Here is a 15,890-nt window from a genome sequence, read left to right as displayed (position 1 = left end):
CAGGATCTCAATGATGAGGTAAGCAGTGATTTTGTTTTGGCCATCCGTCCATTCGCTGAAGAAAGCGGGCGCGGTATCCAAGGACGAGGTGGCCGTCGTGAGGCGTTGGTACTCTACTATCAAGGCCAGGCGATCCGCCCCCTCCGGGAAGGTCGCCTCGGATCAACTCGGAGAAATCATCGCTCCGGATGTCGAAGCGCCTGGCGAAGTCGGCGTGGTCGTTATCGGTCGCAACGAGGGGCAGCGCCTGGTTGATTGCCTGCAGTCGCTGAGGCCATTTATTCACCGAACCGTCTATGTCGATTCCGGCTCCACCGACGACAGCGTGGCGATGGCGGCTAGGGCGGGCGCGAAGGTTGTGGCGCTTGATATGTCGATCCCCTTTACTGCCGCACGAGCGCGCAATGAAGGCGTTGCGGCGGCGATCGAAGCTTGGCCGGATATATGCTTTGTCCAGTTTGTCGATGGCGATTGCCTGGTGGACGAAAACTGGATCGTGACTGGAGTTGCGTTTCTTGCCGCGAACCGGAATGCCTCTGTGGTCAGCGGCCACTTGCGAGAGCGGTTTCCCGAGCGCTCGGTTTTCAATGCGTTGAACGATAATGACTGGCAAGGCGGCGTGGCCGGGCAGACCACGATTTGCGGCGGCAACAGCCTCATGCGGGTGCAGCCGTTCCAACACTGCGGGGGCTATAGAAGCTCGCTGATTGCCGGCGAAGAGCCTGAGCTTTGTGTTCGATTGCGCCAAGCTGGCGGAACGGTCTGGCAGCTTGACGCGGATATGGTTCGGCACGATTCGAACATGATGCACTTTGGCCAGTGGTGGCGACGCTGCGTGCGGACCGGCTATGCCTTTGCGGAGGTGTCCTACATCCATCGCGGATCAGCACTTTCTCCGTGGCGCCGCAGCATCATTCGCTCAATTTTCTGGGCATTCGCCCTGCCGCTCCTGGCGATCTCGGGTGCCCTATTTGTTCACCCTGCGCTTGCTCTCCTGTTCGCACTCTATCCATTTCAGCTGGTCCGGTTGGCGTTACGGGGAGGGATATCCAAGCGGTTGGCTTGGCAAAGCTCGATCTTCGATCTTATCGGAAAGTTCGCCGAATTCCGGGGTATCGTAAAGTTTTGCGTGAACCATATTCGCAAGCGAAACCAGAAACTGATCGAATACAAGTAAGTGAGAAAGCTCCACCCCCGGGGTAGCCATGGTAGTGCATCGCCGGTTGTGGCCGCGTCAAAGCAGATAGCTCACTGGCTCGTGGCTGACGGGGTGTGCGAAAACGCCCATATCCACGCCAAAAACCGATTTAAGCACCTCCGACTGCATCATGGTTGCGGGCGTGCCGCGGGCTGTGATCTTGCCATTGTTCAAGGCGATCATTTCATCGCAGTAGCGGGATGCAAGATTGACGTCGTGGAGCACCACCACGATCGTCAAACCACGCTCATGGCTGAGTTCGCGGAGGAGAGACAGGACCGAAGCCTGATGCGCGAGGTCGAGCGCTGACGTCGGCTCGTCGAGGAGCAGGCATTGCGCGTTTTGGGCCAGCATCATGGCAATCCAGGCGCGTTGACGCTCGCCGCCCGACATGTTCGCTACCAAGCGGTCAGCGAAAGGCCTGAGGTCGGTGCGGTCTATCGCCTCTTCGACCATATCGCTGTCAGCTTTACCGAAACGGCCAAGCGTACCGTGCCAAGGAAAGCGTCCAAGAGCCACCAGTTCTCGAACGGTCATTCCGTCTGTCGCCGGCGTGAATTGCGGCATATAGGCAACCTGGCGAGCGAAGGCTCGTGCTCCCCACTTGCGAGCATCTTCGCCGGCGACGGTGAGACTGCCAGAACTCGGATGAATTTGGCGAGCAATGACTTTGAGCAGCGTGCTCTTGCCCGATCCGTTTGGCCCGATAAGGCCATGGACCTTGCCTTTTTCCAGTGTCAGATCAACGCCCGAGAGAATCGTGCGCGAGATCACGCCGTATTGGATCTGCGACATGGACAAGAAAGGCGTGGACATCAGACAATCTCCGGTCTTGGATATCGGCCTCCACTTGGCAGGCCGATGGCAGGACTATTGCTCCTGCAAAACTTCACTAGGCTTGTCAACTTATATCGGATATCTGCGGCACTGGTCGATGGCATGCATTGCGTTCGCCAGCATCGTTCTATAAAGTTGAGTAAAATGAGAAGGTATAATTGGCGACCCATATGACGTTTCAGCCCCGCATGCAGAATACCATTGAAGGATTTTCGGTGATCGGCGGCATGCATCGCCGGAACTGGAACGGTATTGTCGCCGATGTCTGGGACGTGGAATGTGCACCTTATGCCGGCGGTCACTATGTGGCCGCTGATCCCAGGCTTTTCATTCTGCTTGATTTGGAGGGGCCGGGCGAATCGCGGGTAAAGCTGAGGCCGAAAGGCAGCTGCGCGGTACAGGATCGGCTCGCACGGCCGATTTCCTACGTTCCCGCAGGAATGGAGCTTTGGGTCGATCTGGCTGACGTTCGTTATGTCCGCCACCTCGACCTGCATTTTGACGCAGAGCTTGTGGCGCGCCGTCTGATGGAGGAACTCGACTCCTCGCGACTGATGGATCCCCGCCTGCTTTTCGCCGATAAACGTATGCTGGCGCTGGCAAAGCTGATCGCCGCCGAATGCCTCAATCCGGAACCGCTGCATGATCTCTATGGCGACGGTCTGTCGCTGTCGCTGATCATCGACGTGATGAAGCTTGCCAAGACCGAGCCGCGCAAGCGGAGCAAGCTTGCGCCCTGGCAGTTGCGCAAGGCGACGGAATTCATCCAGGAGCACTGCTTGCGAAACATCCGCCTGGAGGAACTGGCAACACTGGCGGGCCTGTCGCAATCCCATTTCAGCCACGCATTCAAGGCATCGACCGGCGTTGCCCCGCATCAATGGCAGATGAACGCAAGGCTGGACAAGGCCAAGCAGATGCTGATCGAGAGTTCGCAGCCGCTGATGGCCGTTGCCATGGAAACCGGTTTCTCCGATCAGGCGCATTTCACGCGTGCGTTTCGCAAGCATGTCGGAACAACGCCGGCGCTGTGGAAGAAAGCGCGCGTGACCTGATTGCAACGGGTTTCGAGCGTTTATCCACCTCGCAAAAAATTGCCCAAAATCGTTCAATTTCGACGGGATCGAAACAAGGCTCGGCTTAAAAATTGAGTTAATCACTCATCTTATCGAAGGTCATGGACCGTCCCGTCGTGACGACGGCAATTGTGAGTGGGGACTATACAATATGGGCATCAAGGCTAATCGTCTTAGCATGAGGACGGATCTGTTGGCCGGCGCTGCGATGTCGGCACTGGTTGCGACCGGGGCATTCGCGCAGGAGGCGACGGAGCTGAAGCCCGTCGTCATTCAGGGGCAGGGCGCGGGCAACGCGACCGATGATGGTGGACCCGATGCGACAGGTACGAGCCCCATAAGGGGCTATGTCGCCAAGACGACCACGACCGGATCGAAAACCGCCACTCCGCTCAACGAGGTGCCACAGTCGGTATCGGTCATCGGCCGCCAGGAACTGGATGATCGCGGCATCACCAACAAGGTCGACGAGGCGCTTCTCTATACCCCCGGCGTCATGGCGCAACCCTACGGCAACGACCCCGACACGGACTGGTTTTATATCCGTGGCTTCAACGCCACGCAGACAGGCGTCTTCTTCGACAATCTGACGCTCTTCAGCTACGGTTTCGGTGGCTTCCAGATCGATCCGTTCATGCTGGAGCGCGTGGAAGTGCTGAAGGGCCCGGCATCCGTGCTGCTGGGTGGTTCCAATCCCGGTGGCGTGATCAATCTTGTCCGCAAGCGGCCCACGGACGAGCCGTTGTTCTATACCGACATCGGCATCAATTCGAACGGCAACGCATTTACCGGCATCGACATTTCCGACAAGGTCGGTTCCAGCGATACCATGACCTACCGCTTTACCGGCAAGATTGCCGGCGGTGATAATTATTCCGATTTCTCCCACGATCTGCGCGGCTTCATCATGCCGCAGCTGACGATTTCACCGGATGATACCACCAGCCTGACGCTGTGGGGCTATGCCGGTGGGCTCGACCAGGTACACACTGGAAACGGCTTTTTCCCCTACTATGGCACGGTGGAGAATGCTTCGTTCGGCAAGATCAAGCGCGATGCATTTTTTGGCGAGCCCGATATCGACAAGGGTGTCTACTCGCAGCAGATGTTGGGCTATGAGTTCGAACATGAGCTCGACAATGGCTGGAAGCTCTCGCAGAATTTCCGTTACGGACATCTCTACAAGCACGAGGAGGGGCCTTACCTAAACGGCTATACGGACGCCACCCAAACGCAATTCGCACGTATCGGCTTCGAAGGGCGTTCGAAGGTGGACACCTTTGCCATTGATAACCGCGCGGAGAATGAGTTCGAGTTCGGCGGCGTCTCGCATAACCTGATGCTCGGCCTGGATTACAAGTACTATCTTATCGATGATTGGCAGGCCTGCTGCGGCGCTACGCCGATTAGCACCACCGATCCTGTTTACGGCGTGCCGCAAGGTGCAAACTTCGTCTACGCCAACGCGCAGATCAGGCAGCAGCAGCTCGGCCTTTATGCGCAGGATCAGATCCATTTCGGGGATGGCTGGCTGCTGACACTCAACGGTCGGTACGACTTTGTCGATGCGAAGTCGGATGCGGTTGCCGGTGCGAGCTATCACTCCAACGACAATGCTGCGAGCGGTCGTGCGGGACTGGCCTACGAGTTCGATAACGGCATCACGCCTTACGCAAGCGTCGCGACGTTCTTCAATCCGATAATTGGCACCCGACAGACCGACCCCGTCGACACGACGAAAGTTGCGCCTCTCGTTCCGGAAGAGGGCTACCAAGTCGAAGCAGGTGTGAAGTACGAGCCGACCTTCATCGATGGTTCCGTGACAGCCTCGGTGTTCCAGATCGTCAAGGAAAATGCTGCCGTCCCCAATCCGTCCAACTTCAATTTGACCGAACAGCTGGGCGAAGTGACATCCAAGGGCTTCGAACTCGAAGCCAAGATCAACCTCGATCAGAACTGGAAGGTCCTCGGTTCCTACAGCTACACCCATCTTGAGATCACGGACGATCCGAACCCGGCACTGGTAGGCAACACGCCCTTTATCGTTCCAGCGCATCAGGCATCGCTGTGGCTCGACTACGCCGTTACGAACGAAGCCTTGGAGGGACTGAGCTTCGGAGCAGGCGTCCGTTATCAAGGCACGAGTTGGGCCAACAACGAGAATACGAACAAGGTTCCTGCAGCAACGGTCTTCGACGCGGCAATTCGGTACGAGAAGGAAAACTGGCAGGCTTCGCTCAACGTCGCCAACCTGTTCGACAAGGAATATGTCGCGAGTTGCGGCGGCCTGACGGTCTGCGGCTATGGCGATGCCCGCACCGTGACGTTCAAGCTCAGCAAGAAGTGGTGAGCTGATCTCCACCAGCTTTGAAGACACCCGCGCGCAGTCGCTCGGCGTTGACGTGGCGAACCATGGTTCGCCACGTCGCATTTTCCAAGCTCAGATTTCCTTGAGCTTGAGATCGCTGTCGAGACGCTCGATCAGGGTCGAGCTTGCCTCGTTGAGGCCGACCACGTCCGTTGCGACGGCATGCGCCCTGAAGCGCTCGACGACCTTCTCCAACGCCGCGACGGCGGTGATGTCCCAGAAATGCGCGTGCGAAACGTCGATCCGCACCTGCATGCCTTCGGCACTTGCGATATCGAAAGCCTCGACGAAGGCGTCGGCGGACGCGAAGAAGACGTGGCCGGACACGCGGTAGACCAGACGCTCCGGGGTGCTATCCAGTTCCACCTTCATCAGGCGCGCGACCTTGAAGGTGAAGAAGATCCCGCTCAGGAGCACGCCGACAGTAACGCCGAGCGCGAGATTCGAGCTGAAGACTGTCACGATAACAGTGGCCAGCATGACGAAGCTCGACATCTTCGGATGGACGACGAGCGTGCGCAGCGAGGACCAGTCGAAGGTGTCGATCGACACCATGATCATGATCGCCACCAGCGCTGCCACCGGAACCTGCGAAACCCAGGGCTTCAGCAGCACCATAAGGATCAACAGGAAGGCGCCCGCAAACAGGGTCGAGAGACGCCCGCGGCCGCCATATTTCACGTTGCTGACGGTCTGGCCGATCATGCCGCAGCCGGCGATGCCGCCGAACAGGCTGGATGCCGCGTTTGCGAGGCCAAGGCCGGTGCATTCCCGGTTCTTGGAACTTGTCGTGGCGGTGAGATCGTCGACGACGCTGGCGGTCATCATCGATTCCAGCAGGCCGACCATGGCGATCGCAAAGGCCGGGCCGGCGATGATCTTCAGCGTATCGAGCGTCAGGGGAACATCGGGCCAGGCGAAGATCGGAAGCGAATCGGGCAGGCGACCTAGATCAGCTACCGTCATGACAGGTAGGTGCAGTGTCACCGCAGCGATCGTCAGGATGAGGATGCAGATGAGTGGCGAGGGAACGGCGGTTGTTATGCGCGGGGCGAGATAGATGATGGCAAGGCCAGCCGCCAGCACCGCATAGGCGGTCCAGTCGCCGCCGATCACATGCGGCATCTGCGCCCAGAAGATCAGGATCGCAAGCGCGTTGACGAAGCCGGTGCGAACCGATTTCGATACGAACCGCATCAGCACGCCGAGGCGCAGAAGCCCGAAGACGATCTGGATGACCCCGGCGAGCAGCCCGGCGGCCAGCAGATAGGGCAGGCCATGCGCGTGGACAAGCGGGGCAACGACGAGCGCCACCGATCCGGCCGCCGCCGAAATCATTGCCGGCCGGCCACCGGTGAAGGCAATGACGATGCCGATGACGAAGGAGGCGAAGAGGCCGACTTCAGGATCGACGCCGGCGACGAAGGAGAACGCGATGACCTCCGGGATCAGCGCGAAGGTAGCGACGGCACCGGCAAGCATTTCGCGCGCGGGATTGGACGACCAGTCACGAGGAATGGATGGAAACGGCATGAATTTGAAAACTCGCAAAGCATAGCAAAACGCGCTTGGGAAGGCGTTTGGGGAGGTCGCATCAGCGTTTTGCGTGGTCCGGCGGATCGGCGGCCGGAATAGCCACCCGGAATTTCACCGGGTCCTGTCGAATGAAACCCTTAAAGCAAAGCTTCGTTTCATATTCAACAGCGAATCTCGCAAGAGCTGTTTGCCAGCATGTAACAAAGCGCCTTCGCCTTCCGTAGTTGCTTGCATGGGGCAGTTCCCTACATTCCTACTCGCCCCGCTTCTTCAGAACGGAGATCATCATGAGTGTGCTTAAAGCCTCGATCATCGGCCGCCGTCCGTTGCGCGCCGCTCTCTGTGCCGGTGCGGTTGCACTCGTAGGCGGACTGGCGCTGCAATTGACGCCATCCCTTGCGGAAGAGGCGCGTGTCATCCCGCCGCCGGCACTCGACGAGCATGCCAACGCGGCGACCGAGACCACTACCTTCGCCGGTGGCTGCTTCTGGGGCGTTCAGGGTGTCTTCCAGCATGTAAAAGGCGTGATCAGCGCCAAGTCGGGATATGCCGGCGGTGGAAAGGGTACGGCGCAATACGAGACGGTGAGTGGCGGCGATACCGGGCATGCCGAGTCGGTTCAGGTGACCTTCGACCCCCGGAAGGTCAGCTATGGCCACCTGCTGCAGATCTATTTCTCGGTAGCGCACGATCCGACGCAACTGAACCGGCAGGGTCCCGACACCGGCACCCAGTATCGCTCTGCGATCTTCCCGGCCAACGATGAACAAGCCAGGCTTGCCAAGGCGTATATCGATCAGCTGAACAAGGCGCATGTGTTCGATGCGGCGATCGCGACCCGCATAGAACCCGGCAAGGCCTTCTATCCCGCTGAAAATTATCATCAGGACTTCCTGACAAACAACCCGAGCTATCCCTATATAGTGATCAACGACCTGCCCAAGATCGAAAGCCTGAAGCGGATGTTTCCTGCCGATTACAGGGAAAAGCCCGTTCTGGTCGCGGCTGCCGCGAACAGGTAACGAACCGGCAGATCATTGCTAGGAGAACCAAATGCAGTCTTACAGCAAGAACCCCGACGCCATTTCCAAGCTGTCGCCGGAACAGTATCGCGTCACGCAAGAGTCCGGCACGGAACGCCCGGGCACCGGCGAATACCTCAACAACAAGAAGCCCGGCATCTACGTCGACATCGTTTCGGGCGAGCCGCTGTTCGCCTCGTCCGACAAGTATGAATCCGGCTGCGGCTGGCCGAGCTTCACCAAGCCGATCGAGCCCGCCAATATCAACGAGCTTCACGACCGCACCCATGGCATGGTGCGCACGGAAGTGCGCTCGGCCCACGGCGACAGCCATCTCGGGCATGTGTTCCCCGATGGCCCGATCGATCGCGGCGGTCTGCGCTATTGCATCAATTCCGCATCCCTGCGCTTCGTCGCGCGTGACGACATGGCGGCGCAGGGTTATGGATCCTATCTCGATCAGGTGGAGGAAATTCGATGACAACGGAACGGGCAGTTCTCGCCGGCGGTTGCTTCTGGGGCATGCAGGATCTCATCCGTCGCTATGACGGCGTCATCTCGACCCGCGTCGGCTATACCGGCGGCGAGGTGCGCAATGCGACCTATCGCAACCACGGCAACCATGCGGAGGCGATCGAGATCATCTTCGATCCCTCTCGCATCAGCTATCGCGATCTCTTGGAGTTCTTCTTCCAGATCCATGATCCGAGCACCCTCAACCGCCAGGGCAACGACCTCGGCGCGAGCTACCGCTCGGCGATCTTCTACACCAGCGACGAGCAGAAGCGCGTCGCCGAAGAGACCATTGCGGATGTCGATGCATCCGGCCTGTGGCCGGGCAAGGTGGTGACCGAGGTGACGCCCGCGAGCGATTTCTGGGAAGCCGAGCCGGAGCATCAGGACTATCTCGAGCGCATCCCGAACGGCTACACCTGCCACTTCGTTCGTCCCGGCTGGAAGCTGCCGAGACGGCAGGCGTCCGATACGGTCCGCCAGGCGTCGTAAGGCGCACTGGCGTTGCCGCAGGCCGCAACCGCTGAAGACAGGCTGAAAGCGTTCCAGGGCTCCTGGCGAGTGAGGCGGACGATCATCGACCGCCTCAATTCGGCGATCATGCGCTTCGAGGGCGAGGCGTTTATAACATCGGTGCAGTTCGAGGAGCACGGCGATCTGGCGAGCGGCGATACGATCCTCAGAAGCAGCCGGACCTACCGCTTCGATTCATCCGGTAACGAACTTGTCGTCCGCTTTCCCGATCTTTCCGAATTCGTGCGCCTGACGCCGGAGCCGACGCAGCGTCTGGTGCATCATTGCGGCGCGGATCTTTATCGCGGCCGCGTCATCTTCCGCAGTCCCGATCTTTGGGCCGAAACCTGGGTCGTCGTCGGGCCGCGCAAGAATTATCGCAGCGTTGCGCGCTATGAAGCGGGTCGCCGTTTAGGAGGCCTGCTGTTTCTTCATGTTATGCGCGATAAAGGTGCGAACGGGGGGCGATGTCTCGGTCTTCCGGTAGGCGATCGCCAAGTCGGATGTGACGCGGTTGTTCAACAGCGCGATGTAGCGAATTGCCGGTAGTTGCAGGCAGTTCAGCGATTTCGGCACGAGCGCGATGCCCAGCCCCACCGCCACCATGCTGGCAATCGTCGTAAAGTCGCGCCCCAGAGGGCTGATGTCGGGCTGAAAGCCCGCCTCGTTGCATGCGGCTATGGTGTTGGCGTGAAAGCCGACATCGGACGGCTGGCGAGGGGTGATGAAAGTCTCGTTCGAGAGTTCTGCGAGGTCGACACGGCTCTTCGATGCCAGCCGGTGCACCTCGGGTAGCGCCACATGTAGCGGTTCCCTCAAGACTACGGTCGTGGCGATGCCTTCGGGGATTGTCACCGGCGGCCGGATATAGCCGAAGTCGAGCGCGCCTTCCGCGATCTGCTGCATTTGCAGCCGCATCTCCATTTCCACCAGCTGCAGGTCGACATGGGGATGGGATTGCCGGAAGCCTGTGATCGTCTTGATCAGCATGCCGGAATAGGCGGCTGATGCCACGTAGCCGATCGAGATGCGCCCGCTTTCGCCACGTCCGATGCGGCGCAGGGCACCGAGCGCCGCGTTGGTCTGTTCGAGAATCTTGCTGGCTTCCTCGAAAAGCAGCTCGCCCGGCGGCGTGAGTTGCACGGCGCGCTTGCGCCGGTCGAGCAGAGGCGTGCCGACGATCGCTTCGAGATTGGCGATCTGCTGGCTGAGGCCGGGCTGGGCGATACCGAGCTTCGCCGCCGCGCGCTCGAAGTTGCGTTCCTCGACGAGGGCAACGAAGTAGCGCAGATGCCGCAGCTCCAGGCTGGCAGCGCGTTGAACGGACAATTCGGCCTCCGGCGCAGGATCGGTTCAAGAATAACTGCCGCCTATGTAGCCATAAATTTTCAGAAGTTAAACCTATGAAAATTTATGGCCCCGCTTATTGGACCTCACAGCCCATGCTGTTAATAGGTGACTATAAAAGTCAACATTACAGTTCGCGTGATAAGGCCAGTCCATGCTGCAAGTTTCGGTGCGTTTTCTTAAAGTCGGACAAGTGCCGCTTGCCCTCACCCTTGCAGGCATGACGGCGGCGCTCCTGTCGACAACAACGCTGGCGCAGGACAATGGAGCGGCGACGGTCCTCGCGCCGATCACCGTGCAGGGTGGCGAGCTACAGAACCCCAAGGGGCCGGTGAAGGGCTATGTCGCGAAGACGAGCGCGACCGCGACGAAAACCGGAACGCCGATCCTGGAAACCCAGCAGTCGATCTCCGTGATGACCGCCGATCAGATCAAGGCCCAGGGTGCCCGAACGCTCAGCCAGGCGCTCGGTTACACGCCTGGTGTCGTCGGCGAGCCGGCCGGCAACGACGCGCGCTTCGATTCGCCAAGGATTCGAGGCTTCGACAGTCGCCAGAGTCAGTTCCTCAACGGCCTGAAGGTCATGCGCACATCGGGCGCGCCGGCGCTCGAGCTTTACGGCATGGAGCGTGTCGAAGTCCTGCGGGGGCCGGCCTCCGTCATGTATGGACAGGGCAATCCCGGCGGCATGATCAACCAGATCAGCAAGCGGCCGACGTTCGATCGGTTCGGCGAGGTCGGCATACAGGTTGGTAATTTCGACACCTACGGCACCTTCTTCGATGTCGGCGGCCCGGTCGGCGACAGCGACGACTTCGCCTATCGCCTGACGGGTGTCGGAAGGCTCGCCAACCAGCAGGTCGAGCAGCTCGACAATGATCGCCTGTTTATCGCGCCTGCTTTCACATGGAAGCCTGATGAGGATACTTCGCTCACCATCCTGACCAGTTTCCAGCACGACAATCCGGGCTCGCCCTCCGGCTTGCCGCCGGGGCTCACCATCAACGCGACCGGCAAGCCGCTTGGCCGCGATTTCTTCGTCGGCGACAAGGATTTCGATCACTCGAACCGAAACCTGACCAACCTCGGCTACGAGTTCGAGCATCGCTTCGACAACGACTGGACGTTCCGCCAAAACGTCCGCTATTCCAATTTCGACTGGAATTACCAGGCGCTCGGCATGTCCTCGTCCACCGGCGGCCTTATCGGCGGGCAGATCCGCCGCAACGCGACATTCCAGGACGAGCGCCTGAACACCGTCAACATCGACAACAATCTTCTCGGCGAATTCGACACCGGCGACCTACAGCACAAGGTCATCGTCGGCCTCGACTATCGCTACTTCGACAACAATGCGAGCACCAAGTTCTTCCAGGCGACGCCGCTCGATCCGGTCAATCCCGTTTACGGCATTCCGATCGTGCTCACGCAGCCGCCGACGACCGATACCTTCGTCGACACCACGCTGCAGCAGCTCGGCATCTATGTGCAGGATGAGCTGAGCTACGAGAACTGGCGCGCCACGCTCGGTTTGCGCCAGGATTGGGCACGCACGGATGGCACGACATACGACCGCCGACCTACCGCTGCCACGCCTCAGCGGTCGCTCGACCAGAACGACCACAAGCTTACCGGCCGCGCGGGGCTGAGCTACGTCTTCGACAACGGGATCGCGCCTTATATCAGCTACTCGACCTCGTTCGAGCCCGTGGCGCCGACGGCGACCAGCGGGCCTACGGTACCGACAACAGGCGAGCAGTACGAAGTCGGCGTCAAGTACCAACCCGAAGGCTGGGACGGCTTCTTCTCGGCCGCGGTCTACGATCTGCGCCAGAAGAATGTGCTCACGACTGTGCCAGGCCCAAGTGGCACCGCTGTTCCAGCCCAGATCGGCGAAGTGCATGTCCAAGGCCTCGAGCTCGAGGGCGTCATGAGCCTTGCCGACGGCCTCGACCTGCGTGCCGCCTATTCCTTTACCGACGCGACCATCATCGGCGGTCCGAACGGCGGAAATCAGTTGGACAACGTGCCGGAACACGCCGCCAGCCTTCGGCTCGATTACACCTTCAAGGAAGACACCGCGCTTGAAGGCTTCGGCGTCGGTGCCGGCGTCCGCTACCTCGGACAGCGCTATGGCGATGCCGCGAACAGCTTCGACATGGACCCCGTGACGCTGGTCGACGCCGCCATCCATTACCAGAAGGATGGCATCCGGGGCTCGCTCAATGTCGCCAACCTGGCGGACAAGAAATATCTTTCCACCTGCAGCACCTTCGGCTGCTTTTATGGCGACGGAATATCGGTTATGGGGCGTCTCAGCTTCTCCTGGTAGGACGAGCAAGACAAAGGGATCGCGGTGGCATCGAAGCACAACAGACCGGAGCCGGGCATCGCCCGGCGTCATCTTTTGCGGATGCTCGCCCTTGCCTCTGTTTTTCCGCGCTCGGCCCTTGCCGCCGCGCCGCGCCGTGTCGCCGCCATCGACTGGGCCATGCTGGAAACCGTCATGGCGCTCGGCGTGGTTCCGATCGCGGCAACCGAGCTGATCAAGTTCAGAAGCGATGCGCGGGAACCCGTAGTGCCCGATAGCGTCGCCGACCTCGGCCTTCGCGGCGCGCCGAACTACGAGCTGCTGCACCTGCTGAAGCCGGACATGATCCTGAGCTCGCCCTTCTACACGAGACAGAAACCCGTTCTGGAAGCCATCGCCCCGGTCGTTTCCATGCCCTTCTACGTCAAGGGCGAGCCGCCCTTCGAGAAAGCGCTGACCGCAGTCCGCGATCTCGGCCGGCTGCTCGATCGGGCGGATGCGGCGAAGCTGGTTCTCGATCAGGCCGCGGCCATGCTTGAAGCCACGCGCACGCAGTTGCAGCCTTTCGCAGTGCGCCCGACCTACGTCATCAACATCGGCGACGCCAGGCACTTCCGGGCCTTCGGCGCCGACAGCATGTTCGGCGACATCCTGGCGCGGCTCGGGCTCGCCAATGCCTGGACAGACCAGTCGCGCTTCACTTTCGCGGCGCCCGTTCCCATCGAGGATCTGGCGGCCCGACCGGATGCGCGCATCGTCGTCGTCTCCGACATTCCCGTCGAGGCCCGTACCGGGCTGCGCGACAGCATGATCTGGCGTTCGCTGGAACCGGTCAAAGCAGGCCGCGTCGTCATGATCGGAAACGTCAATCCCTATGGCGGCATCACGGCCGGGCTGCGCTTCGCGCGCCTGCTGCGTGATGGTCTTCTTGGTCAGGCAGGCGCACTGTGAGAACGGCAACGGGCATAACATTCTCCCTGGCCGGCGTCGCCGTCATGGCCGCGCTCTCGCTTTACGTCGCGGCGCTGCACCTGCCGATGGCGGATTGGCCGGCATGGCCGTTCGATGTCGCGCGCATGTCGATGAACCAGATCATCCTGGCCTATGCGGTTTTCCCCCGTGCTTTCGTGGCGATCCTTGCCGGTGCGGCACTTGGCCTGTCCGGCGCGCTGTTCCAGCAGTTGCTCCGCAATCCGATCGCCGAGCCATCGACATTGGGCGTCTCGGCCGGCGCGCAGCTGGCAATCGTCGCGGCCACGCTGTTCTCCCCGTCGCTCCTCGACGGCTACCGCAGCCTTGTGGCGCTGGCCGGCGCCAGTGCGGCGGCGATATTGGTCTTCGCGCTCGGCTGGCGGCGCGATTTGGAACCGGTGACGATGGTGATCGGCGGCCTTTTGGTCGGCATGACGGCCGGCGCGCTCTCCGCCGCGCTGACGCTGTCGCAGGGCGAGTATCTGATGTCGCTGGTCACCTGGAACGGCGGGTCGCTCAGCCAGCAGGACTGGTCGGTTGCCGGCACGCTGGCCGTGGAGCTGGCGGTCGGCGGCATTCTGACGATCTTTCTTGTCCGGCCACTCATCGTTCTCTCCTTGGGCGACAGCGGCGCCCGCTCGCTCGGCGTCGGCCTTACCTTCATTCGGGTTGCGGTCGGCGTGGTGGCGGTCGGCCTTGCGGCAGCGGTTGCTGCCGCCGTGGGCCTCGTCAGCTTCATCGGCCTGGCAGCGCCGGCGATCGCGCGCGGCTTCGGCGCCCGCCGCCCCGGCTCGATCCTGCTTGCCGCGCCGATCGCCGGTGCCCTGCTTCTATGGCTCTGCGACAGTCTCGTGCAACTGTTTGCCGCAGCCACCAGCGAGACCTTCCCGACCGGCGCCGTTACGGCATTGGTCGGCGGCCCCCTCTTGTTGTGGCTGCTGCCGCGCGTGCGCCATCCTGAATCGCTTCAATCGGCCTCGGCCGATCCGGGGCGCAAGCGTGGCGTGTCGGGCCTGCTCGTGCTCGGCATCGTTTTCATCGTCATCCTCGCGTTGGCGGCCACACTTGGCCGTTCGACCGATGGATGGTTCCTGCTTTCAGGCGCGGATATCGGCGATGTCCTGCCGCTGCGCTGGCCCAGACTGCTCGCCGCCGCCTCGGCCGGCGCACTGCTTGCCGTCTCCGGCGCAATTCTTCAACGCCTGACGGGAAACCCGATGGCGAGCCCCGAGGTTATCGGGGTAAGCGGCGGCTCGGGCGTCGGTTTCGCCGTGGCGATCAGCCTCGTGCCGGCCGCTGGACCGCTGGAACTGCTTGTCGGCGCCGGCGGCGGCGCCATCTGCGTCATGCTCGTGGTGCTGGCTTTCGCCAGCAAGCGGCATTTGCCGCCTGAACGGTTGCTTCTGGCGGGCATTGCCGTGAGCTCGCTGAGCTCGGCCATCCTCGCAGCCCTGCTTGCCGTCGGCGATCAACGCTCGTGGCAGATTCTCGCCTGGCTGGGTGGCTCGGCTTCGACCTCCACGGCCATGTCGGCATCGGTCCTGGCGATAATGGCGGTGCTTTCGCTGGCTATCAGCCTGGTCTGCACGCGATGGCTGATGATCCTACCCTTCGGCCAATCCCTCCCGATCGCGCTCGGCTTGCCGGTGCGCAGGGCTCGCATCATCCTGATCCTGATCGCCGGCGTTGCCACAGGGGCGGCCTCGCTTCTCGTCGGGCCGCTGAGCTTCGTCGGGCTGATGGCGCCGCATATCGCGGCGAGGGCGGGTTTCTGGCGTGCGCGCGACCACATCGCCGCATCCTTCCTGCTCGGCGCCGTGCTGATGACGATCGCCGATCTCGGCGCCAGAACCGTGACTTTCCCCTACGAATTGCCGCTTGGGCTTTTTGCCGCACTTGTCGGCGCGCCCTATCTCGTCTGGCTGATCGGCAAGCGGCAGTAGCGACAGATCAGGTTTTCGCTGTCTTTTAACGGGGCCGCTGGTCGGGACGCAGGAAGCCTCTCCTGTCTTGAACTTGTAGACCTTGGGCTTTAACACGGGTCGCAGCATGGCCGTCCGGCGGTGCTGCGATTGTCGTTTCAGGGAATGGATCCATGCGTATTGTGATGATTGGCTCGGGCTATGTCGGTCTGGTCTCGGGGGCCTGCCTTGCCGATTTCGGCCATCACGTCACCTGCGTCGACAAGTCGGCAGCA

Annotated in this window: 13 protein-coding genes, 1 pseudogene and 1 other annotated feature; of the genes and pseudogenes, 11 read left to right on the top strand and 3 right to left on the bottom strand. The window is 61.1% G+C overall.

All coding sequences use genetic code 11. The features are described from left to right. Positions 1-25 precede the first annotated feature (25 nt). Positions 26-1,177, top strand: a complete 1,152-nt coding sequence (locus QTL95_RS18670) for a glycosyltransferase (protein ID WP_289721409.1) — start codon at positions 26-28, stop codon at positions 1,175-1,177. Positions 1,178-1,234: 57 nt separating this feature from the next. Here the strand turns inward: QTL95_RS18670 and QTL95_RS18665 are convergent, their stop codons facing one another. Further along, entirely contained in the window at positions 1,235-2,014 is a 780-nt protein-coding gene (locus QTL95_RS18665) for an ABC transporter ATP-binding protein (protein ID WP_289721408.1), read from the bottom strand. A gap of 191 nt (positions 2,015-2,205) precedes the next feature. On the opposite strand from QTL95_RS18665, the gene QTL95_RS18660 reads away from it, so the two are divergent. Beyond that, on the top strand, positions 2,206-3,090 hold the full coding sequence (locus QTL95_RS18660) for a helix-turn-helix domain-containing protein (RefSeq protein ID WP_289721407.1): 885 nt from the start codon (positions 2,206-2,208) through the stop codon (positions 3,088-3,090). Positions 3,091-3,262: 172 nt separating this feature from the next. Continuing rightward, positions 3,263-5,461 carry a TonB-dependent siderophore receptor gene (locus QTL95_RS18655; protein WP_289721406.1) on the top strand — a complete coding sequence of 733 codons (2,199 nt, stop codon included), beginning with the start codon at positions 3,263-3,265 and terminating at the stop codon, positions 5,459-5,461. A gap of 90 nt (positions 5,462-5,551) precedes the next feature. Here QTL95_RS18655 and QTL95_RS18650 read toward each other — a convergent pair whose 3' ends face one another. Continuing rightward, entirely contained in the window at positions 5,552-7,012 is a 1,461-nt protein-coding gene (locus tag QTL95_RS18650) for a SulP family inorganic anion transporter (protein ID WP_289721405.1), read from the bottom strand. A 72-nt stretch (positions 7,013-7,084) separates the two neighbouring features. Beyond that, positions 7,085-7,140: a sequence feature (sul1 is cis-regulatory element that is thought to sense ions involved in sulfur or methionine metabolism; They are found in Alphaproteobacteria), on the bottom strand. A 162-nt stretch (positions 7,141-7,302) separates the two neighbouring features. Between QTL95_RS18650 and msrA (QTL95_RS18645) the strand changes: the two genes are divergently transcribed. The 4 genes and pseudogenes from msrA (QTL95_RS18645) to QTL95_RS28955 all read left to right on the top strand — a co-directional run. After that, positions 7,303-8,037, top strand: a complete 735-nt coding sequence (gene msrA, locus QTL95_RS18645) for a peptide-methionine (S)-S-oxide reductase MsrA (RefSeq protein WP_289721404.1) — start codon at positions 7,303-7,305, stop codon at positions 8,035-8,037. Positions 8,038-8,068: 31 nt separating this feature from the next. After that, positions 8,069-8,518 carry a peptide-methionine (R)-S-oxide reductase MsrB gene (gene msrB / locus QTL95_RS18640; RefSeq protein ID WP_289721403.1) on the top strand — a complete coding sequence of 150 codons (450 nt, stop codon included), beginning with the start codon at positions 8,069-8,071 and terminating at the stop codon, positions 8,516-8,518. Next, positions 8,515-9,042, top strand: coding sequence for a peptide-methionine (S)-S-oxide reductase MsrA (gene msrA, locus QTL95_RS18635; protein WP_289721402.1), 528 nt, complete (start codon positions 8,515-8,517; stop codon positions 9,040-9,042). Before msrB ends, msrA (QTL95_RS18635) begins: the two co-directional genes overlap by 4 nt. 12 nt (positions 9,043-9,054) lie before the next feature. Beyond that, positions 9,055-9,450, top strand: a pseudogene (locus QTL95_RS28955) (DUF6314 family protein); the annotation flags it as partial. 24 nt (positions 9,451-9,474) lie between these two features. Here the strand turns inward: QTL95_RS28955 and QTL95_RS18630 are convergent. After that, positions 9,475-10,392, bottom strand: coding sequence for a LysR substrate-binding domain-containing protein (locus QTL95_RS18630; protein WP_289721401.1), 918 nt, complete (start codon positions 10,390-10,392; stop codon positions 9,475-9,477). A 238-nt stretch (positions 10,393-10,630) separates the two neighbouring features. Between QTL95_RS18630 and QTL95_RS18625 the strand changes: the two genes are divergently transcribed. The 4 genes from QTL95_RS18625 to QTL95_RS28950 all read left to right on the top strand — a co-directional run. Beyond that, positions 10,631-12,742, top strand: coding sequence for a TonB-dependent siderophore receptor (locus QTL95_RS18625; protein ID WP_289721523.1), 2,112 nt, complete (start codon positions 10,631-10,633; stop codon positions 12,740-12,742). Between the two features lie 24 nt (positions 12,743-12,766). Continuing rightward, on the top strand, positions 12,767-13,672 hold the full coding sequence (locus QTL95_RS18620; protein ID WP_442981313.1) for an iron-siderophore ABC transporter substrate-binding protein: 906 nt from the start codon (positions 12,767-12,769) through the stop codon (positions 13,670-13,672). Then, positions 13,669-15,636 carry a Fe(3+)-hydroxamate ABC transporter permease FhuB gene (fhuB, locus tag QTL95_RS18615; protein WP_289721400.1) on the top strand — a complete coding sequence of 656 codons (1,968 nt, stop codon included), beginning with the start codon at positions 13,669-13,671 and terminating at the stop codon, positions 15,634-15,636. Before QTL95_RS18620 ends, fhuB begins: the two co-directional genes overlap by 4 nt. Before the next feature lie 152 nt (positions 15,637-15,788). Then, a partial coding sequence (locus tag QTL95_RS28950; RefSeq protein ID WP_442981319.1) for an NAD-binding protein occupies positions 15,789-15,890 on the top strand: 102 nt, incomplete at its 3' end.

This window comes from Rhizobium sp. S152, from assembly GCF_030380735.1.
In the GTDB taxonomy this organism is placed as follows: domain Bacteria; phylum Pseudomonadota; class Alphaproteobacteria; order Rhizobiales; family Rhizobiaceae; genus Rhizobium.
This window is presented reverse-complemented; position numbering and strand designations above follow the sequence as displayed.